The organism is Bartonella jaculi, from assembly GCF_039543045.1.
GTDB classification, from domain to species: domain Bacteria; phylum Pseudomonadota; class Alphaproteobacteria; order Rhizobiales; family Rhizobiaceae; genus Bartonella; species Bartonella jaculi.
Genome location: NZ_BAABIZ010000013.1, coordinates 1 through 21,072 on the forward strand (window position 1 = coordinate 1; position 21,072 = coordinate 21,072).

Consider the following 21,072-nt stretch of genomic DNA (forward strand, 5'->3'; position numbering starts at 1 on the left):
GCAAAACTAACCGTCGCTAACAGATAACTGCCCTCGTCACACCGCGTATATACAACCCTTCAAACAAAAGAGTCAATATCATTTTCTCACATTTGTTTAAATTAAATCATTTTATTTTAAATTGCAATCACAGCGCGTAAAAAATAAATCTTACAGCATAAAAATGTTTTATTTAAATGTAAAACAACTTCGATCATAAGCATAGCGTGTGCTTCATAATCACCATTGCACAAATACCTTAGACGATTTATGTTTCTTCATGTTGCAAAAAGGAAGGGAACCATGCCATCTAAGCTTACGCGCAATCAAACGTTGGTTCTAAACATTCTAAAAAATGAACAAGGACCCTTGAGTGCCTATGCAATTCTTGATCGCTTACGCGAAGAAGGACTCCGCGCCCCTTTACAAGTTTACCGTGCACTAGAAAGACTTGTGCAATTAAAACACATTCATCGCCTTGAAAGTGTAAATGCTTTCATGGCTTGTTCACATCCTGAAAATTGTCAACATGAGTTAACAACTTTTACAATTTGCGATAGCTGCGGCAAAGTAAACGAAATACAAGATCAAGCAATTATACACGGCATTAAACAAATGACTCAAGTAATTGGTTTTCAAGCCCATAAAAGTACAGTTGAAGTACGAGGTATTTGCAAAAAATGTGCAATAAAGCAATACTCTTAATACTTGCAAGTTTATACGTTTAGCATTATGATTCGCGTTTTATTCATTGCTTGAAAAACTCTTATCGCTTTTTCTGCGCATATTGCCCTCCTGTTCAGTGATGAGTTTATTTTTGTATATGTTGAATTGAAAGTATAAAATCCATGTCCACATCTGAAACAACTGTTTCAACATACATGCGCTTTAAAAGAATAAAACAGAAAAAAATAATCAGTGCTCTTCTTATCGTTTGTGCGCTTTTTATGCTTTGGTTTGGTTACAAATGGCTAACACATTGGCGTTATATGCTCACCACAGATGATGCCTATGTACAAGGAGATATAGCTGCCATTGCGCCTAAATTAAGTGGATATATTGAGAAAATTGCTATCAAAGCTAACCAAATTGTCAAAAAAGACGATGTCTTATTCCACTTAGATAAAGGTGATTATAAAATAGCCTTGGAGCAGACACAAGCCCGTCTCAATACGCAACAAAAAACCCTTCTGCGTATTGACGCACAAATTACAGCTGCTCACAGTGCTTTAGATGAGGCGATAGCACAAAAAGCCGCTGCTTCAGCCGTAGCAACCAATGCACAACTAACCTTAAAACGCACCACAGAACTAAAAGCGAATCGTTATGTTTCTCAATCCGATGTTGACAATGCTCAATCAAACCACGAACAAGCCATTGCCAATGTTAATCGTGCGAAGGCCCAAATAGCCGCAGCGCGAGCCAATATTCAAGTGCTAGAAGCACAACGCAACGAAATTGAAAGCCAAACAAAGAGCTTAGAACTCTCGCGTGAAAAAGCACAACGTGATCTTGATTCGACCAATATACGTGCTCCATTTGATGGAATTATTGGAAATTTAACAGCCAAAACAGGGGACTTTGTTATGAATGGCCAACGTCTTGCGGCGTTAGTTCCCATCCATGCACTTTATATTGAAGCGAACTATAAAGAAACACAGTTGCAAAATATTCATGCTGGACAAACGGCTTATATTGCTGTTGATGCATTCAAAAAAGAGGTGTTTGCAGGAACAGTGCTTTCTATTGCACCTGCAACAGGAGCTGTTTTTTCTCTGTTGCCCCCACAAAATGCCACTGGTAACTTCACTAAAATTGTTCAACGTATTCCAGTCCGTATCTCTATTCCAGAAGAAGCATTAAAAACCGGGCATATCAGAGCAGGAATGAGTGTTTCAGTAGAAATTGATACACGTACAAAACCGCAAAATTAAAACCTCTTATAACAGAAAAAATGATCTTGCTATGACATCTCCCACGACAGAGTCCACCCACTCTCAAGAGCGCATAGAAATCCACAAAATCGTAGTTTTCATTGCTATGGCCTTTGGCATGTTCATGGCTATTTTGGATATCCAAATCGTCTCCTCCTCTTTAGCTGAAATTCAAGCTGGTCTTTCAGCAAGTTCTGAAGAAATTTCATGGGTTCAAACCTCCTATCTCATCGCTGAAGTCATCATGTTACCTCTTTCTGGTTTCTTGGGGAGATTGCTTTCAACACGCGTCTTCTTTACCATATCAGCTATCGGGTTTACGATTACCTCTGTTCTTTGTGCAACAGCAACATCTATTGAAGAAATGATTGTGTACCGCGCACTCCAAGGTTTTATTGGTGGCGGTATTATCCCTAGTGTTTTTGTCGCCTCTTATGTACTTTTTCCTCCTTCCAAACGCCCAATTGTTACTCCTATCGTTGGACTGGTCGCAACATTAGCGCCCACCATTGGTCCAACGGTTGGAGGTTATGTCTGTCATATTTCATCATGGCATTGGCTCTTTCTCATTAATGTGCCCTTCGGGATTATTATCTCAATTTTATCTTGGAAATTGATTGATTTTGACAAAGCTGATCTCTCTTTAATGGCTAAATTTGACTGGTCTGGTCTTATTTCTATGGCAATCTTCCTAGGGACTTTAGAGTATATTTTAGAAGAAGGCGCGCGCCATGACTGGCTCAATGACAATTTGATTCTAAATTTGTTCATTCTCATGATCTTATCTGCCGCTTTATTCTTCTGGCGCGCTTTGACTGCCAAGGAACCAATTGTTGATCTCTCAGCTTTTTCCAATTTCAATTTTTCGACTGCAGCAGTTTTTTCTTTCATGCTTGGTATAGGTCTTTATGGACTCACATACCTTTATCCTGTCTATTTGAGTCAAATTCGCCATTATGATGCCCTTATGATCGGAGAAGCGTTATTTCTTTCAGGCTTTGTCATGTTATTAACCGCGCCCCTTGCTGGATTTCTTTCAGCACGAATTGATGCACGTTTGATGATGGCGCTGGGGCTTTTTGGCTTTGCATTAGGAACTTGGATGGCAAGCTCTATTACAAACGATTGGGGATTTTGGGAGCTCTTTTGGCCTCAAGTTTTCCGCGGCGCTTCTGTGATGTTGTGTATGGTTCCTGTTAATAACATTGCTTTGGGATCACTCCCACCAGAACGGATGCAAAATGCCTCCGGACTTTTTAATCTCACACGTAATCTTGGTGGCGCTGTGGGACTTGCTATTATTAGCACTCTTATGACACAACGCACAGACCTCCACTATGCACGAATAGCCGAGACTGTCCAACAAGGAAACCACCAAGCAACTGAACTACTTTCAAACCTTGCCATGTACTTTAACTCTGCAACTTTTGATCCACATGCTCTTGCTCTCTTCCAACTGTTTAATATGGTACGTATACAAGCAATGGTTATGGCTTTTAGCGACATTTTCTTTATAATAACTATCATCTTTGTTGTATTAACGTTCATGACTGTTTTTCTCAAAAAAATACCACCCCTCACCGATGCTCCTCCAAGCCACTAAATTAAAGTTATAAATTACAAGAGAATGTTTTTTCTATTGAGTGCTCTACACATAACCTGTGACTATATTTAAACACACAAGAATCCACTCTGAATGACAGCTCTCACCCCACGTACTCTATGAGATGCAGAATATTTGCGTACTTGTAACGGTTATTTATCATAAATGGATACTTATGCGGTCTTAATACAAACTAAACGAGAGACTTATTCTATTCGCCTAACAAATTCAGATAAAGCAACCATTCTCGTTAGAGTTAGTTTGATTTCTGTATCTATAGCCGACCTAAAAATGGGAATTGAAAGTTGGTACTTCTTCATAATGAATGTTTTGATAGCATTATTGCTGTTGGAGAAAGACTACTACACTTGCGAAATTAATCTCCTTATTTAGCGCCCCAAAAGCCAGACGCCTTTATAAAATTTTGCTTTGCTCAAAAAATATCTCTTCCCCCTCTTCTTGTCTTTCCAACATACGCCAAAAGTGGTGCAGAGATTTTTCAAAATGCTTCTCTTACAAAATAAACGCTGAAATCGATTAGCTTATCACCGATTTCCACTTCCCCCTGTATTCTTACTTTGTGAAATCAGCAAGATCCTCCACAGAAATTATTCCATACTAAAGTTTGAGTGATGCAGCGCGTGCAGAGCATCCATAAGCTTGTTCAAGCATTAATAATGGGGTAAACCACCTTTCATTCACACACAAACACCTTAGCAATAGAAATCATTAAAGCGTATCTTTACTTTACTTACCCATAGCTGATTTTGTTTTTTAAATATTGGAAAGTTTAAATCTATCTTTTAAGCAGTTTGGTTACAAAAAGAGTCAAAAACTTTTAGAACGCTTACTTATATAATATATCACCATTCCAAAACAGATTTTGATACAGCAACTCTATCCTACAGTAATCTCTTATCAAAAGTTTATTCCACAACCAAACAACAAAACGACTCCAATGGTTTTACAAAAACCATTTAAAACGATGCAAAATTGCTAGTCTCCTAAGAGGATGAACCGAAATTATCAAAGAGAACAAATTCAAGATAATAAAAGAACATGTTGTTATATAAAGTTTCCTAAAAGCCTTATACTTACTGAGAATAAAATGCCATTAGCAAAAAATAACACTTAAAATTCTAAAGACCTTTACCAAAAGAAAAACAAACAAAATCCTTAAGCCACTTTATGACTCTGAACACGGTTCCAATTTTGTAATTTGCCACTCGGTGCCAAAATACCATGACACGAAGTAAGGTATTCTGGAATTAATTCCAGCGCTTGAAAACGATGTTTTTCATAAGGACCAGGCATCGCCAAATCTTTTGTCAAACTATTCGAAAAACCAAACCGCTGATAAAACCCTGAATCACCGACAAGCAAGATAGCTCCGTGACCCAATTTTTTTGCTGTTTCAATTGCATGTAGCACCAAAACTGACCCTATTCCCATACCAGAATATTTAGCAGAAACAGCCAGAGGCCCCAAAAGCAAAGCATGCTGTGTCTCATTTTGCCCTTTATTAAACTGAACATGCCAAAGACGCACACTGCCTATCAACTCTCCAAGCGCATTTTTGACAACAAAGGAAAGCCCGCACGCAGCCAATCGTCCACGACGTAAGAACTCTGATGATTTACGTTTACGTCCTTTTCCCATAGCCAAATCAAGCAAACGCTCCCGATAAAGTATATCGGACTCTTGCTCAGATGCGAGCATAAAATGCGAACCATCTTTTGTCTGAAAATTCATCATATTCATCTTTATCACACACCCTACTACATCTTATATATCATAAAAAAACTCAGATCACATAAGATCGCAAAGGCTCAAAACCATTAAATGCAACAGATGCGTAAGTTGCGGTGTAAGCACCGGTTCCATGAATTAATAACGCATCCCCCACTGTGAGAGATAAAGGCAACGGATAAGGTGTTTTTTCATAGAGAACATCTGCCGAATCGCATGTTGGCCCCGCCAAAATACAAGGCTCCATTGCCTCATTATCATGGGGAGTTTCAATAGGATAGCGAATAGCTTCATCCATAGTCTCAGTAAGACCATTAAACTTCCCGACATCAAGATAAACCCATCGGACATTATCATTGTCTGCTTTTTTGGATATAAGAACAACTTCTGTACGAATAACACCAGCATTACCAACCATCCCACGCCCTGGTTCAATGATTGTTTCAGGAATACGATTACCAAAATATTTTTTCAATGAATCAAAGATAGCTGTACCATAAGCTTGTGCCGTAGGAACATCCTTCAAATAACGTGTTGGAAATCCGCCTCCCATATTCACCAACTTCAACGAAATTCCTTCTTGCTCCAAACGGCGAAAAACTATCGCAGCATCTGACAAAGCACGCTCCCATGCGCTAAGATCTGTTTGCTGCGATCCGACATGAAAGGAAACACCATGCGCTTGCAAACCTAATTGATGCGCATGACGCAACACATCAACCGCCATAGCAGGAATACAACCAAATTTACGCGACAAAGGCCACTCTGCGCCTTTTCCATCAGTAAGAACCCGACAAAACACACGAGATCCTGGGGCAGCACGAGCAATCTTTTCCACTTCTTCAACACAATCAACCGCATAAAGTGAAATACCCAATGCATATGCATGTGCAATATCACGCTCTTTTTTAATAGTATTTCCAAACGAAATACGCTCCGGCGTTGCCCCTGCTTTTAAAGCCATTTCAATTTCTGCTACAGACGCCGCATCAAAAGAGGATCCTAAAGAAGCAAGTAAGCTTAAAATTTCAGGTGCTGGATTCGCTTTTATTGCATAGAAAATACGAGATTGCGGAAGAGCTTTTTCAAAATTTAAATAATTTTCACGGACAACATCAAGATCAACAATTAAGCATGGACCTTCACAGTGATGTGTTGCAAGAAAATCGCGAATACGTTGTGTCGTCATCTACCAATTCTCCCAGGGAAACAACATCCCTACTCTATACTTGGACAACATAGAGCCGCCAATAACCAAAGGACAAAACACATACAACCACTCTTAGCACTCTGATTATTTTAATAAACAAGAAGTAACTAACATTGCATGCAATGAAAAACAGCGCAGAAACCGCGTTGTTCTACTTTATCTATCTGCCTTTTTGATTGGAGTTGAGAAAACCACTTCCGCACTGAAGGCAATGAGGTGTGCCTCTATAGTTATCCCAGCATTTACACTGGAAGACACCAGAAAGGCCCGCACCGTCGTTGCTTCAAGATGTCCTCATTCTTTCGATTGGCCGTAAGAATGACTGGAGCGGTTAGTTCCAGGTACCGTACCGGTTAATCTCACCATTTGAGAACCAGCGGACACCCACAGGCACGTGCGACTTTGGGCAAGGATCCATATAGAACTAACTCTTATTCATTTCAATCATTTTTTTTATTTTAAATATTTTTTAAGTTTTAAAGACAAATTAATTGCAAAAAAACAACACTTCCCCCAACTGATAAGCCACATTATCCCTTTTAAGAAAATAGCAACCTTCACAAAAAACACCATTTTACAGCAAAAATCCTAAGCCCTAAAATCCTAAGTTATGGTGCTGATTATTCTATAATCTTCTTTAAAAGGAATCTCTTTGCGGAAACTTTCTCATTTCATCTCCCAACATCACTTCATGGAAAGTGTAACGTAAAATCTACTGAGAATACCCGCCATCTTTATATTCATGAATGTCATAAGCCAACACCATCATTATCTTACCCCCAGTGTAGCTCATTCATTTTAAACAGCTTCATGAATTGCATATTTCATCTCTTCATGACACAGCCTTTCAAATTATACGCCCTGCTATCAAGCTATCAATAAACGAACTCTACTGATTTGAGAATTAGGAATGTTTGAAATAACCCAATACGACAATATCAAGAATATCTGATCACAAAACCCAATTCTTATTTATACTTACAAATCAATTGGTTGTTTTATAAAAAACGAGCTAAACCCAGCCGTATAAAATAGTTTCCTGCTAACTCTGAAGTTTCCTCTCGTAACAACAGAAAAAACAAAGGCTTTAAGTCCTAAAGTTAAGATGTCATTAGGCTTCTGGATGAGACTGAAGCGCACGCGATTTTAATAATTGGAACTGCTTATGACGTTCGCGAAAACGCTGCCTATCCGCTTCACTTCGCGTACTATAACAAGCATCACATGAGACACCTTCTTCATAATGAGGCGATAATTTGCTTTCAGCATTAAGAGGGGAACGACATGCACGACATAATTCACGTCCGCATTCTTCAAGACCATGCCCAACAGAAACACGCTCATCAAAAACAAAGCATTCGCCCCACCACAAACTCTTTTCTTTTGGAATTGTTTCCAAATATTTGAGGATGCCACCTTTCAAATGATAAACTTGATCATAACCAAGCTCACGTACATAAGCTGTTGACTTCTCACACCGAATGCCACCTGTGCAAAACATAGCAACCTTCTTTTTCTTTTTTAAATCAGCTTCGTGCTTTTGCACCCATTCAGGAAATTCCCGAAATGTTTTAATACGCGGATCAATCGCTCCTTGAAAGCTCCCAAGCGCATATTCATAATCGTTACGCGTATCAATGAGAATTGTCTCTTCATCTTGAATAAGAGCATTCCAATCTTCAGGTTCGACATAAGTGCCAACAACCTTTAACGGATCAACACTCTCAACCCCCATTGTTACAATCTCTTTTTTCAAGCGCACTTTCATGCGATGAAAAGGCATTTTTGACGCCCAAGAATATTTAATCTCCGGTGTTTGAAATGCTGGTTCATCTGTAATAAAATTGACCAGCACCTCAATCGCTGCGCAAGAACCCGCAACTGTTCCATTAATTCCCTCTTTTGCTAAAAGAAGAGTACCTTTGATACCCTGTGCCTGACATAAATCACGCAAAGGTTTCTGTAATTGATGATAATGCTTCAAATCTGCAAAGCAATAAAGAGCAACAACTTTAAAATTCTTTTCCATAATATTGCCATAACGCGCGTTTCGTTCAATTTCAAGACCTATTCATCTACTCTTTAGGATATTGTGCTTAATCAAACTCTACGAACAATATCATCTCCTCAAGAAAGAACACCATGTGCCAAAAAATAGAGAGCCTTTTATCCCTTCTCCAGAAACAAACCGTCATACCTGTTTTGCTCATTGATAATCCGCATAGCGCAGTGCCTTTAGCACGCGCCCTTGCCAAAGGGGGGGTAAAAATAATTGAGGTTACATTGCGAACAGAAAATGCACTCGATGCAATTAAAAGAATTACACAAGAACTACCTGAATTAATTGTCGGAGCAGGAACAATTCTCAACAGTGCGCACTACGAACAAGCTGAACAAGCAGGAGCAAAATTCATTATTAGCCCTGGATTATCAAATGAATTAATTGATTGTGCAACAAACAGCGAAATTCCCCTCCTCCCCGCTGTTGTTACACCAAGTGAATGTATAAAAGCACTGGAAAAAGGCTATTCATATCTTAAATTTTTTCCCGCTGAAGCAGCTGGTGGAATCGCTTTTGTGCAAGCTTTATCATCCCCTTTTCCTGAAATTCAGTTCTGTCCTACAGGAGGCATTTCAGAAAAAAATGCCGTACAATGGCTTCAACTTCCCAACGTATTTTGCGTAGGTGGTTCTTGGATAGCCCCTAAACAGCTTATCGCGGCAAACAACTGGGATGCGATAAGTGCATTAGCACATGCCGCATCACAACTGCTCCCTCATCCAACAAAGGCGCGCTCTACAACATAAGGTGCGGGGGCATTATTTGCCCCCTCAACAAGCCCAAAAGCTTCGCACAGCCTTGCGCAGTCCTTATATATTGCCCCTAGAGTGCCATTGAGCCACAAATCATCACCCGATCTTCATCAGGATGAATTTTCGGAAAACCAGCAGTTTCAAAAAACAGACCATGCCCCCCCCAAAAAAACAGCAGAAAAAACTCTCTCATCCAACAAAGGCGCGCTCTACAACATAAGGTGCCGGTGCATTATTTGCCCCCTCAACAAACCCAAAAGCTTCGCATAGCCTTGCGCAGTCCTTATATATTGCCCCTAGAGTGCCATTGAGCCACAAATCATCACCCGATCTTCATCAGGATGAATTTTCGGAAAACCAGCAGTTTCAAAAAACAGACCATGCCCCCCAAAAAAACAGCAGCAAAAATTCTCTCATCCAACAAAGGCGCGCTCTACAACATAAGGTGCCGGTGCATTATTTGCCCCCTCAACAAACCCAAAAGCTTCGCATAGCCTTGTGCAGTCCTTATATATTGCCCCTAGAGTGCCATTGAGCCACAAATCATCACCCGATCTTCATCAGGATGAATTTTCGGAAAACCAGCAGTTTCAAAAAACAGACCATGCCCCCCCAAAAAAACAGCAGCAAAAATTCTCTCATCCAACAAAGGCGCGCTCTACAACATAAGTAGCGGGTGCATTATTTGCCCCCTCAACAAGCCCAAAAGCTTCGCACATCCTTGCGCAGTCCTTTAGCATTGCCATTGAGCCACAAATCATCACCCGATCTTCATCAGGATGAATTTTCGGCAAACCAGTAGTTTCAAAAAAAGCACCACTCTCCATGACGGTCGTAATGCGCCCCATATGTTCTGAATGTTCACGCGTAGTCATGGGATAAAATTGCAACCGCTGTGCATACTCACCAATAAGCGGATCATCTTTTAAAGATACAACAAGCTCTTTTGCATAAGCAAGCTCATCTCTCTCGCGCGTTGTTTGAATAAGTACCACTTGAGAAAATTTTTCATAAGTTTCAGGATCTCGAATAAGGCTTGCAAAAGGAGCAACACCTGTTCCCGTTGAAAGAAGATAAAGGCGCTTTCCAGGAACCAAAGCATCAAGAACCAATGTTCCAGTAGACTTTTTCCGCATCAAAACCGTATCACCAATTTTGATTTTTTGGAGATGTTCGGTTAATGGTCCCCCTGGAACTTTGATCGAAAAAAACTCAAGCTGTTCATCCCAAAATGGACTTGCAATCGAATAAGCACGATAAATTGCTTTTTCTGCATTTGGCAAACCAATCATAACAAATTCACCAGAACGAAAACGAAAACTTTCTGGACGATTCAAGCGAAATTTAAACAAACGGTCTGTATAATGATAAACTTCCTGCACGGTAAGCGCGAACGCATTTTCAGGGATAGGAAAGCTTGACGCAACGCCGCTGATGTTTGACTGAACATGAGTAGCAGACGTATTCATAAAACTTTTCCCTTCTCTTCATTCAACCTGTAACTCTTCAAAGTGGTATAATACGTGCATCACTATCTGCCAATATTTTTCTTAAGATACAAATCATGAGATTAACACTTTTGTATCAAAATTAGTTGCAAAGAAAAAACACACAAAGCATCACATTGCATTATCATTGTCGATGAAAAAAAGAAAATGCAACACAGGCATTTTTAAAAGATCTGTTAATGAGTATAATATTCATAAAAATCGACTCAAACACAATCAAATCCATGGCAAAAAATAGCAATTGGACAACATTCAACACAACACAGAATACCCGCTATCATTCGTATATTTATTAAAGCAAGAGAAAGTGTTTCAGAATAAATTCTCAATCACAAAATCACTTACACTAATACCGCTCAATTTATGCTTGCCCTCTTATGGAAAATACAAATGTTAGTGGTATGAAAGCGGATCAATAACTGGTTTTACTGCGTTTCTATAATTTTCCAGTAATGACCATCAGACATATACATTATTTATGTCCCCTTAATTAACTTTCGTCACACTATCATTGACATGAAGGGATGAACTGTAACCAGCACGGTGATCAACAAAGATTGATTTGCCTTTAAACGGATGAAGCTGTGAGAAGGAAATATTGGATACCCCAATAACCATCTTTGGAACAAATAACGATCAAATCAACAGCTTTTAACGCATCAGAAATGGTTTGTGCACTTAAATCTTTCCCATTAACAAGAATAACTTCAGCTGCATGAGGCGGCGGTATCCCTCCGAGATTGCTCACAGTGTTGATGCAAACATCATATTATAAACAGCTTGAACTATATAAGGATCCTTGCAACTTCCGTAAAGTATTTGATGCCTTGCTTTGACTGTATTATCACCTATAGGAGTTCTAAAGATTGAACTTTGCACACCCATCACAAAACCAGAGGAAAATTGCTTATTCCATTGAGAATATTCTTCAACAAAGCCAAGAGAAGCATAAAATTTACCGAGCGTCTTTGGAATTTCAACAACCCCTACAATCTTTTTTGTACCATCCATCAAATCTGTTATGATACCGGTCACCAGATTGCCGTCCTTTAAAACATCTAATTTATGTTGATTCCCCGTCTTCCACGGTATTTTGCTGCGACATTACACTCCTGAACCTTCATGATCGGCAATAAACGACATTGACCACTTTTCCAGCCTACGGCCTTTCAAATCGAGTCGTTAAAGAAATAAATTCCTCTCCTATTTTATAAACCAATATATCCAGCATCTCCATTTTTAAAGTAAAACTGATTTGCCCAATAGTAACTTGGAAGCATCTCCGCCATCACTACAGATCTGTTGGCAGAAAGAGAATTTATTAAACTCTAAAATAAGCAGGCCATGTATGTCGGATAGCAACAACCCCACCCGCAACAACAGCATAACTTGGCGAACTCACCTAAAAACAATACAAGAATAATAATATTTTTCTGATTCTATAATCCCCCCCTTAATTTATTACAGATAAAATTAATTTTATTAAAATCACATTCTATCATCAATCACCCCAAAGAACTTTAATTCACTATTGATACAAAAGATTTTTTTGATTTCACTATGAAAAACGATACAACACTACAGATTCGCTTTTATTTTTTAATAGGCTTTAACAAAGAGAGTTCAGTAAAATGCAAAAGTCTATACCTTACCCACTGTCAGTAAATTACGCGTTCATAAAAATACAAAGAGGTGGTAAGGTATTCTAGTGATTATGCTAAAATAAGTTATTTACCTTAAAAGATTGCTTTGATGACACATAATTCAGTATGAACTGCTCACGATTTTAACAATAACAAACAGTATACGCATCCTTTTCATATATCATAGAAAATTATATAAAATAACCAAAGGGAACTTCGTATCTCGCTGACTTAAGAGAATTTTTTAAATGAACAAATACGTTAATGATGAAAAAAATGCATTATTTCCTGCTACAGCTATAGCGACCATCGACGTGCGTGCTATTGTTGCAAATTATATAACTTTAGCTAAACGTGTTGCCCCAACGCAATGTTCAGCGGTTGTAAAAGCCAATGCTTATGGGTTAGGTGCTGATAAAATTGCCCCTGCGCTTTATCAGGCTGGTTGTCGCACTTTTTTTGTTGCCAAAATCGAAGAAGCACTTCATCTCAAAACCATTTTACCAGAAAATGTCATGATTGCTCTTCTGAATGGAATTCCACACAATACAGAAGAACTTATAGCTCAAGAAGGAATTATTCCTGTTCTAAACTCTTGGTCTGTTATCGAAGACTGGCAAACACTTTGCCAAAAAAAGGATAAAAAATTTCCCGCAATTATTCAAATCGATACCAGTATGAACCGCTTAGGACTTGATAAACAAGAATTACAAAAACTCATCAAACAACCTACGATTTTTGAAAAAGCAGAAATAAGATATATTCTCAGTCACCTTGCAAATGGAGAAGAGTCCTCTCATCCATCTAATGATATACAATTAACTACTTTCAAGCAAATACTTAAGCAATTGCCTAGCTGTAAAGTCTCATTTGCCAATTCTGGGGGCATTTTTCTTGGACAAGATTTTTATTTTGATCTTGTTCGCCCTGGCATTGCACTTTATGGTGTTAATCCGCATGGCAAACATTCAACACCTCTTAAACCTGTTGTAAAACTTGAAGTCCAAGTCCTTCAAAGCCGCTCTGTTGATGCAGGAGCACCTGTTGGTTATGGGGGAACCTTCATTACTCGCAAACCAAGTACTCTTGCAACCATTTCTATCGGCTATGCTGATGGTTTGCCACGCATTCTTTCAAATAAAGGTGCGGTTTATTTCAATGGGCAAAAACTTCCTATCGCTGGACGCATTTCTATGGATTCTATCATAGTTGATGCTACCGATCTTGATGAAAAACCTCAAAGAGGTGACTGGGTAGAACTCATTGGCCCCCATCAAACCCTTGAAAAAGTGTCCACAGACGCCAATACCATTCCTAATGAAATTCTTACGTCTCTAGGAGACCGCTATAAACGTATTTACATTGAAAACCACTAAACAAAGTGATGAAAATTATCATCTTCAAAAGGGAACTTATCAGCTTTCTTATAAAATATCTTATAACAACCACCTCTGTACTATGTGCATCAGCACTTCATAGCCAACACTCTATTCATCAATATTTTCATAAAAATGCTTAAACGAACAATGACAATAGAAATCATCAATTTATTTTAAGACTGTCACAAAGAAAACGAAAACCAAAAAAACAATATAATTCATAAGAGATGACAAAAAAGCCCGCACAAAATATGCGGGCTTTTTTTCATCAATGCAAACCAATAAATTTAGTATGTATTCCCCAATGGTGGACAAGAACAAATAAGTGTTCTGTCTCCTGCAACATTATCAATGCGCGAAACAGGAGGCCAATATTTATTCGCTGGATCAAGAGAACAATTGGGAAAAGCAGCCTCTTGTCGTGAATAAGGTCGTTCCCAAGCATCATCTACTGTATCAACCAATGTATGCGGTGCATTGACCAATGGATTATCATCTTTTGGCCAAACCCCTTCAGCAACCTTTTTAGCTTCTTCAGCAATAGAGAGCAACGCATCACAAAAACGATCAATCTCTTCTTTTGGCTCTGATTCCGTTGGCTCAATCATCAAAGTCCCAGGAACAGGAAAAGACATCGTCGGCGCATGAAAACCGTAATCAATCAAACGTTTTGCAATATCATCAACACTCACCCCATATTGCTCTTTTAGCACGCGAGTATCCACAATACACTCATGCGCCACACGCCCATGTTTACCCCGATAAAGAATGGAATAAGCCTTTGAAAGACGTGCAGCAATATAATTGGCATTCAGGATTGCTGTTTGTGTCGCATATTTCAAACCATCAGCCCCCATCATTCGAATATACATCCATGTAATAACAAGAATAGAGGCACTTCCATAAGGCGCAGCTGAAACCGCATAGGATGATCCCTCTTGTTCATGGCCTGGTAAAAATGGCCTAAGATGCTCTGCCACTCCAATCGGACCAACACCAGGACCGCCACCACCATGGGGAATGGCAAATGTTTTATGAAGGTTCATATGACAAACATCCGCTCCAATATCCGCCGGACGTGCAAGCCCAACAAGCGCATTCAAATTAGCCCCATCAAAATAAACTTGTCCCCCATTTTCATGGATAGCAGAGCAAATTTCCTTAATACTTTCCTCATAAACCCCATGGGTTGAAGGATAAGTGATCATGAGAGCCGCTAACTTGTCTTTATGCAATTGCGCTTTCATTTTGAGATCATCAATATCAACATCGCCATCGCTCAAGCACTTTACCACCACAACTTCCATCCCCGCCATATGAGCTGAAGCTGGATTGGTACCATGTGCCGATGCGGGAATAAGGCAAAGTGTACGTTGATGTTGCCCACGTGATTGATGATATCGACGGATTGCCAAAAGCCCCGCATATTCTCCTTGAGCACCAGAGTTTGGCTGGAAAGAAACTTGCGCAAATCCTGTAATTTCACACAACCATGCATTTAACTGATTGATCATTTCTTGATAACCCACAGCATCCTCTTTCGGAACAAAGGGGTGTATATTGGCTACCGTAGACCAACTCACAGGCATCAACTCAGCTGCTGCATTCAGTTTCATCGTACAAGAACCAAGAGGGATCATTGCCCGATCTAATGCCAAATCCTTATCTGACAAACGACGCAAAAAGCGCATCATGTCTGTCTCTGAATGAACGGCATGAAAAAAGGGCTGTGAAAGGAAAGCATCATCCCGTCCTTTACCAAAAAGGCGTGAAGAAACCTGATCAACCAATTGCGCACCAAAAAGCTTTGCCAAAGCACCAGCATCTTCTTGCGTTGACAATTCATCAAAATTGATCGCAATCGTGTCATCATCAAGAATACGGACAAGACGCCCCCCCATTTTCGCTTGGTTAGCAATCTCTTGAGCTCTCCCCTTAACAAAAATACTCACACAATCAAAAAAGTTTTCCCCTTCAACATGAACCCCTGCGGCTTCTAAACCAGCAACAAAACGACATGTTAAATGATGAATCCGCTGCGCAATTGCCTGCAAGCCTTGCGGTCCATGCCAAACAGCATAAGCCGTTGCCATATTTGCTAACAGAGCCTGCGCTGTACAAATGTTCGACGTTGCTTTATCGCGCCGAATATGTTGTTCACGTGTTTGCAATGCTAAGCGAAAACCAGTGCGTCCTTTCGTATCAACCGATTGACCAACAATACGCCCTGGAATAAGACGCGTTAAAGCCTCGCTTACCGCGAGATAACCAGCATGAGGACCACCAAACCCCATTGGGACCCCATAACGCTGCATAGAGCCAACGACAATATCAGCCCCCCACTGAGCTGGTGGTTCCATAAGGGTAAGCGCTAAAGGATCGGCAACAACGATCACCAGCGCTCCCTTTGCCTTTGCTTCCTGAATAACTTCGCTGTAATCATTAAAAGAGCCTTTAGTATCAGGCCAAGACAAAACAATTGCTGCTGTATCAGAACAAATTTCACTCTTTTCGCTAATATGAATAGCTTGCGTTTCAGCACGCGTTTGTGCAACACGCAACGTCTGAGGATGCAAAAGGCTTTGAACAGAAATCTTTGTTTTTTTCTCACGTGCAAAGCGCACAGCCACCGCATTTGCTTCAGCTAAAGCTGTTGCTTCATCAAGAAGTGAAGCAGCCGCAACCGGCAAACCAGTGAGTTCACTTACCAATGTCTGAAAATAGAACAAAAGCTCTAAACGACCTTGGCTAATCTCTGCTTGATAGGGTGTATAAGCAGTATACCAAGCAGGATTTTCAAAAAGGTTGCGCAAAATAACGGGAGGCACATCTGTTCCATGATACCCCTGCCCAATAAAACTTTTATGCACATGGTTACGCCCCATCATCTTAGAGAGTTCTTCCAAGGCTTGCCCTTCGCTAGCTGCCTTTGGGAGATTAAGCGAACGCCCCAAATGGATAGAGTGCGGAACAGCCTGAGAAACGAGTGTATCAACACAATCCAGCTCTAAAACATCAAGCATTTTTTGTGTTTCATCGGGACGAAGCCCAATATGGCGAGAAAAAAATTGACGCTCTAACATAGCACTCATCCAATCAGTGCTTTGTAAGCAGCCTCATCCAGCAACCCTTCAAGTTGCGTTTCATCCTGTAACTTCATTTTCCATAGCCAACCTTCTTTTTCGGCTTTCTGGTTTACCAGTTCAGGACTATTTGCTAAAGCTTCGTTAATTTCAACCACTTCACCATCAAGAGGTGCATAAACATCGGAAGCCGCTTTTACCGATTCCACGACAGCAGCAGCATCTCCTTTAGAAAGCTGTGTTCCACTTTGCGGCAAATCAACAAAAACCAAATCTCCTAACTGCTCTTGAGCATAATTTGTGATTCCAACAGTAACCACTTCTCCATCAACACTGAGCCACTCATGATCTTGTGTAAAATAAGTTTTAGACATAAAAATTATCCTTTAAAATAACGTTGTTCAACAAAAGGAAGCGAATGGACAGACAGTGCAATCTTTTTGCCACGTAGCTCCGTAAAAACTTCTGTTCCTTCCATTTTCCAACCCACAGGAACATATCCCATCGCGACAGGACTATCAAAAGAAGGACCAAAACCGCCCGACGTTACCACCCCGATCTGATGACCTTTATCATCGAGAAGCACTGCCCCTGCACGAATAGGTTGGCGCGTTTGTGGTTTTAAACCAACGCGACAACGAGAAGGACCTTTCTCAAGAGCTTCAAGAAAAGCTTTTGCCCCGTAGAATTGCGCTTTTTCTCGAACAGTTTTGGGAACAGCCCATGTCAATGCTGCTTCAATGGGCGTAGTATCAGGCGTAATATCATTGCCATGCAAACACAACCCTGCTTCCAATCGAAGACTATCGCGCGCAGCAAGACCAACCCACGCAACACGAGGATCGCTCAACAATTTTTCAGCCAATGTATGTGCATGCCCTATAGGGAGAGCAATTTCAAAACCATCTTCTCCCGTATAACCAGACCGCGTTATGAACCAATCTTTTTGTGGTTCGAATCCTTGCATAAACAACAGCTCATTACCAGGTAAACCTGCATCAGCCAAAACTGCTGCTGCTTGTGGACCTTGAAGAGCAAGCAACACCCTCTCAAGAGCAATCACTTGACAATCAAAACCAACAGCACGCTTTTGAAGTTCAGCAAGATCAGCTTGCGCATTGCCAGCATTCGCGACCAGCATAAAACGGCATTCTGCCAAACGGGTAATGATAAGATCATCAAGAATACCAGCCTGTTCATTAAGCAAATAATTATAGCGTGAGTGACCAATCTTTAACAATGCAGCATCCACAGGGAGAGCATATGATAAAAATTCTACTGCTTGTGGTCCTTCAACGGCAATCAATTTCATATGAGAAATATCAAAAAGACCTGCATGCGCACGCGTATGAAGATGCTCTTTCAAAACCCCAAGAGGGTAGGTCAAAGGCATGTTCCAACCTGCGAAAGCACCAAATTTTGCTCCAGCTTTTTCATGCAGCTCATGTAAGGGAAGTATTTTTAAAGAAGATGTTCCGAATTCTTGTAGTGTGCCCATAATATCTCCAAAGTCGCACTCACCGCCCACAGGATATGGCCGTTTCTGCACCCTTCTGTCACAAACCTGAGAGACTCGCGAAAAGAGCTTTCGCTTACACCTTCGGCGCGGATCATCCCGACTTTCCAGACCTGCCTTTATCCTTTTACGGTCCTTAGAGCCTGAGAGATTATGGGCTATTTTCCCCTTCGGCGGCAGGTGCGAAAGTTTGCAGTCTGCTCTCTCCCGCAAAAGAATGAAAGAAACGATAACGCTCTTTCCGACATACGTCGTCTATAGACTATCTTTTTCATACTGTCATCAGCAAAATGATTATAGTGCCTTAATTTTAAACTTGCATAGGCTGTTTTCAAAGGTTTATAATAGGAAGCTTTGAGCATTATAAGACAGAGGGAGAAGCTCAATAAAGAGGGAGAAGGGAAATTGCGAAAATCCACAAACAAAAATATCACTTGAGAACACAGACTAAAAGGATCAAAAACAATATTCTCTCTTGCACGGTCCAATCAGAATGACCAACTTTGATATCTTCTAACAATGAATATTCAAAAGGAGCGAGAGGTATGATCTTAACACACAATGATATGGTCTGTTTTATCACTCACGCAACGTATAAGAAAGAGTCTCATAAACTGGTCGTTATTTACGCATCAAACCTCATCGGACAAAGGTTTCAAAATACTCATGAAAGCTGGCAATATCCATTATAATTGCGAAAATGATCTACCAAAACAAATTGCTCTTTTCCCCTTAGAAGGTGCGCTTTTACTGCCAGGTGGATTTTTATCGCTCAACATTTTTGAACCAGAAGCTCTTGAAATGGTTGAAGACGTTATGGTATCCAATCGTTTGTTAGGTATCATTCAACCACTTGCATCAGATACAAACGACTTCTCTACACAACTTTACAAAACAGGCTGTATAGGTCGCATCACCAACTACAACGAAACAGGCAATGGGCAGCTTCTCATTATATTGCAGGGAGTTTGCCGCTTCACAGTAGAACAAGAACTGGTGAATACAAAACCCTATAGGATTGCTGTCATCCAAGCAAACACAAAAGACTTACAAGAACCAGATATTTCAGAGAGTATTAATCGAACAAACCTCTTAAACATTGTTGAGCAATATCTCACCATACATGAAATAGAATATAATTGGAGCAGTATCATACAAACGCCCACATCTATATTGGTGAATGCTTTTTCAGCCCTTATCCCCTTTACACCAACAGAAAAACAAGCTCTGCTTGAAGCTCCAGATATTGGGAGCCGCGCCCAAACTCTTCTTGCTTTAACGGAACGTACACTTATGAAGCAAACAGGAATGCATCATCAGTTAAACTAGTGAACCTTAAAACATGAAAAAAACGATTACCGATCCTAAAATGCTTGAATTACTCGTATGCCCAATTACAGGGGGAACACTTTCTCTGAACCGAAAAACACAAGAATTAATTTCTCTCAAAGCAAAACTTGCCTATCCTATTCGCGACGGCATTCCCATTATGCTTGCCTCTGAAGCGCGTCCTTTAAAGGACAATGAAAAAGCAGGACAATAAAAAATAAGCAATATTCATGCCATTTTTTTCAATATGAAGCTTTTTTAGAAAAGATAGTTCCGTAACAAACAAAAGGCATCATTCTCTTTACCAACGTCTAACATTGCGCTGCTCTTGCATTAAGACGGTTCATAAGAAGCACATATTAATTGAGCCCTTATCTCAAACGTCCTTTATTCATACATCACCCCGTTTTGCAAGAAACAAATAAAAGTTTTTCTACTTCTGAATGCAAAGATACGAGCCCATTACCTTATACAGAAGAGAAGATAAAACTCTCATAAAATCCCATCAAAACAGGGAAGCGCATTGCAATATCTGCTCTTCAATTTGAGAAAAACCAACAAGCAAACTTGTCTTAATTCTGATTGTTTTGATTGACGATTTAAGAAAATTATCCTCTGAATAAACTTGTGGTTTTGGGTTGTATACGCAGCAATCAATAGAGTGTTAGAACTCGAAAAACTTAAACGCAAAAAATAAGCCCGCTTTGCGGGTATCCCAGAATTCAGAAAGTTCTTTTTATATCCAAGTGCTAAAGGCACTAAAAACAAGCAAACTATTTAAGTTCAGTGCTTCCAACCTCTCGGAATACCAATGCGAGGGCGCTCGCCCCCAGTGAGGAGACTAAGGTACAAACAAAATCCACATTTCAATGATCTTTCTGTAGGCAAAAAATGCGCTTTAAAAGAAACATCATGGGGCTTTGTCAAAAACAATGAAGCAGCCACTTAGGTATAACTTTCCAATAAATCCCAAAGTACAAAAAGACTTGAATCGCGTGGGAGCAGGACACTTACTTACAGGAAATTTCTGATATTTTAGATGTTCTTATTTTCTTCTTTTACGCTGATAATCCCAACAAAAGAACATGCCACATACCCTCATAATGAAAAAATAGCGAACAAAACCGAATACTTGCTTTTTAAAAGTTTCAGAGTGCTTAAACCCGAAAAACAAAAGGCAATCTTGCAGTTAATCTCTGATTAGTGTGAAAGCACCACATTATTTTATATTTTATGATTTTGGTGAACATTTCTTAAATGAACGCCTTTATAGTAACCTTTAATGAAAACATTTATTTAAGTAAGAATGAGAACCACAAAGCAAA

The 21,072-nt window shown here is 39.9% G+C and carries 17 protein-coding genes, 2 pseudogenes and 1 riboswitch; of the genes and pseudogenes, 7 read left to right on the forward strand and 12 right to left on the reverse strand.

Features of this window, described 5'->3' with window-relative positions; genetic code table 11:
- Positions 1-282 precede the first annotated feature (282 nt).
- From ABD915_RS05985 to ABD915_RS05995, 3 genes are all read left to right on the forward strand, one after another.
- Positions 283-684, forward strand: coding sequence for a Fur family transcriptional regulator (locus tag ABD915_RS05985; protein ID WP_345116532.1), 402 nt, complete (start codon positions 283-285; stop codon positions 682-684).
- 143 nt (positions 685-827) lie between these two features.
- Entirely contained in the window at positions 828-1,913 is a 1,086-nt protein-coding gene (locus ABD915_RS05990; protein ID WP_345116534.1) for an HlyD family secretion protein, read from the forward strand.
- 31 nt (positions 1,914-1,944) lie between these two features.
- Entirely contained in the window at positions 1,945-3,516 is a 1,572-nt protein-coding gene (locus ABD915_RS05995; protein WP_345116537.1) for a DHA2 family efflux MFS transporter permease subunit, read from the forward strand.
- A gap of 1,176 nt (positions 3,517-4,692) precedes the next feature.
- On the opposite strand, the gene ABD915_RS06000 is transcribed toward ABD915_RS05995, so the two are convergent.
- The 3 genes from ABD915_RS06000 to trhO form a co-directional block, all read right to left on the reverse strand.
- Positions 4,693-5,277 carry a GNAT family N-acetyltransferase gene (locus ABD915_RS06000; protein WP_345116540.1) on the reverse strand — a complete coding sequence of 195 codons (585 nt, stop codon included), beginning with the start codon at positions 5,275-5,277 and terminating at the stop codon, positions 4,693-4,695.
- A 43-nt stretch (positions 5,278-5,320) separates the two neighbouring features.
- A complete protein-coding gene (locus ABD915_RS06005) occupies positions 5,321-6,454 on the reverse strand; it encodes a type III PLP-dependent enzyme (protein ID WP_345116543.1) in 1,134 nt (377 codons plus the stop codon).
- 1,132 nt (positions 6,455-7,586) lie between these two features.
- Entirely contained in the window at positions 7,587-8,504 is a 918-nt protein-coding gene (trhO, locus tag ABD915_RS06010; protein WP_345116546.1) for an oxygen-dependent tRNA uridine(34) hydroxylase TrhO, read from the reverse strand.
- A 113-nt stretch (positions 8,505-8,617) separates the two neighbouring features.
- On the opposite strand from trhO, the gene eda reads away from it, so the two are divergent.
- Positions 8,618-9,283 (forward strand): bifunctional 4-hydroxy-2-oxoglutarate aldolase/2-dehydro-3-deoxy-phosphogluconate aldolase, encoded by a 666-nt coding sequence (gene eda / locus ABD915_RS06015; protein ID WP_345116548.1) that lies wholly within the window; start codon positions 8,618-8,620, stop codon positions 9,281-9,283.
- On the opposite strand, the pseudogene ABD915_RS06020 reads toward eda, so the two are convergent.
- From ABD915_RS06020 to ABD915_RS06045, 6 genes and pseudogenes are all read right to left on the reverse strand, one after another.
- Positions 9,253-9,446, reverse strand: a pseudogene (locus ABD915_RS06020) (ferredoxin--NADP reductase); the annotation flags it as partial. The gene eda and the pseudogene ABD915_RS06020 overlap by 31 nt on opposite strands.
- A gap of 32 nt (positions 9,447-9,478) precedes the next feature.
- Positions 9,479-9,669, reverse strand: a pseudogene (locus ABD915_RS06025) (ferredoxin--NADP reductase); the annotation flags it as partial.
- A 140-nt stretch (positions 9,670-9,809) separates the two neighbouring features.
- Positions 9,810-9,935, reverse strand: coding sequence for a hypothetical protein (locus tag ABD915_RS10290; RefSeq protein WP_425548191.1), 126 nt, complete (start codon positions 9,933-9,935; stop codon positions 9,810-9,812).
- A complete protein-coding gene (locus ABD915_RS06035) occupies positions 9,928-10,758 on the reverse strand; it encodes a ferredoxin--NADP reductase (RefSeq protein ID WP_345116551.1) in 831 nt (276 codons plus the stop codon). The genes ABD915_RS10290 and ABD915_RS06035 overlap by 8 nt, the downstream gene beginning before the upstream one ends.
- Before the next feature lie 607 nt (positions 10,759-11,365).
- A complete protein-coding gene (locus tag ABD915_RS06040) occupies positions 11,366-11,545 on the reverse strand; it encodes a hypothetical protein (protein WP_345116554.1) in 180 nt (59 codons plus the stop codon).
- Entirely contained in the window at positions 11,542-11,832 is a 291-nt protein-coding gene (locus tag ABD915_RS06045) for a hypothetical protein (protein WP_345116557.1), read from the reverse strand. Before ABD915_RS06045 ends, ABD915_RS06040 begins: the two co-directional genes overlap by 4 nt.
- Before the next feature lie 856 nt (positions 11,833-12,688).
- On the opposite strand from ABD915_RS06045, the gene alr reads away from it, so the two are divergent.
- Positions 12,689-13,816: an alanine racemase gene (alr, locus tag ABD915_RS06050; RefSeq protein ID WP_345116560.1), complete on the forward strand. Its 1,128-nt coding sequence runs from the start codon at positions 12,689-12,691 to the stop codon at positions 13,814-13,816.
- A 290-nt stretch (positions 13,817-14,106) separates the two neighbouring features.
- Here alr and gcvP read toward each other — a convergent pair whose 3' ends face one another.
- From gcvP to gcvT, 3 genes are read right to left on the reverse strand one after another with little or no spacing between them, the layout of a single operon-like run.
- Positions 14,107-16,902 carry an aminomethyl-transferring glycine dehydrogenase gene (gcvP, locus tag ABD915_RS06055; protein WP_345116601.1) on the reverse strand — a complete coding sequence of 932 codons (2,796 nt, stop codon included), beginning with the start codon at positions 16,900-16,902 and terminating at the stop codon, positions 14,107-14,109.
- Positions 16,903-16,907: 5 nt separating this feature from the next.
- On the reverse strand, positions 16,908-17,276 hold the full coding sequence (gene gcvH / locus ABD915_RS06060) for a glycine cleavage system protein GcvH (RefSeq protein WP_345116563.1): 369 nt from the start codon (positions 17,274-17,276) through the stop codon (positions 16,908-16,910).
- 5 nt (positions 17,277-17,281) lie between these two features.
- Entirely contained in the window at positions 17,282-18,400 is a 1,119-nt protein-coding gene (gcvT, locus tag ABD915_RS06065) for a glycine cleavage system aminomethyltransferase GcvT (protein WP_345116566.1), read from the reverse strand.
- Positions 18,401-18,538: 138 nt separating this feature from the next.
- A riboswitch (glycine riboswitch) is annotated at positions 18,539-18,638 on the reverse strand.
- A 446-nt stretch (positions 18,639-19,084) separates the two neighbouring features.
- Between gcvT and ABD915_RS06070 the strand changes: the two genes are divergently transcribed.
- Both ABD915_RS06070 and ABD915_RS06075 read left to right on the forward strand, forming a co-directional pair.
- Positions 19,085-19,747, forward strand: coding sequence for an LON peptidase substrate-binding domain-containing protein (locus ABD915_RS06070; RefSeq protein ID WP_345116569.1), 663 nt, complete (start codon positions 19,085-19,087; stop codon positions 19,745-19,747).
- A gap of 13 nt (positions 19,748-19,760) precedes the next feature.
- The gene (locus ABD915_RS06075; protein ID WP_345116572.1) at positions 19,761-19,961 is read left to right on the forward strand and encodes a Trm112 family protein; all 201 of its coding nucleotides are present in this window, start codon (positions 19,761-19,763) and stop codon (positions 19,959-19,961) included.
- Positions 19,962-21,072: the final 1,111 nt, after the last annotated feature.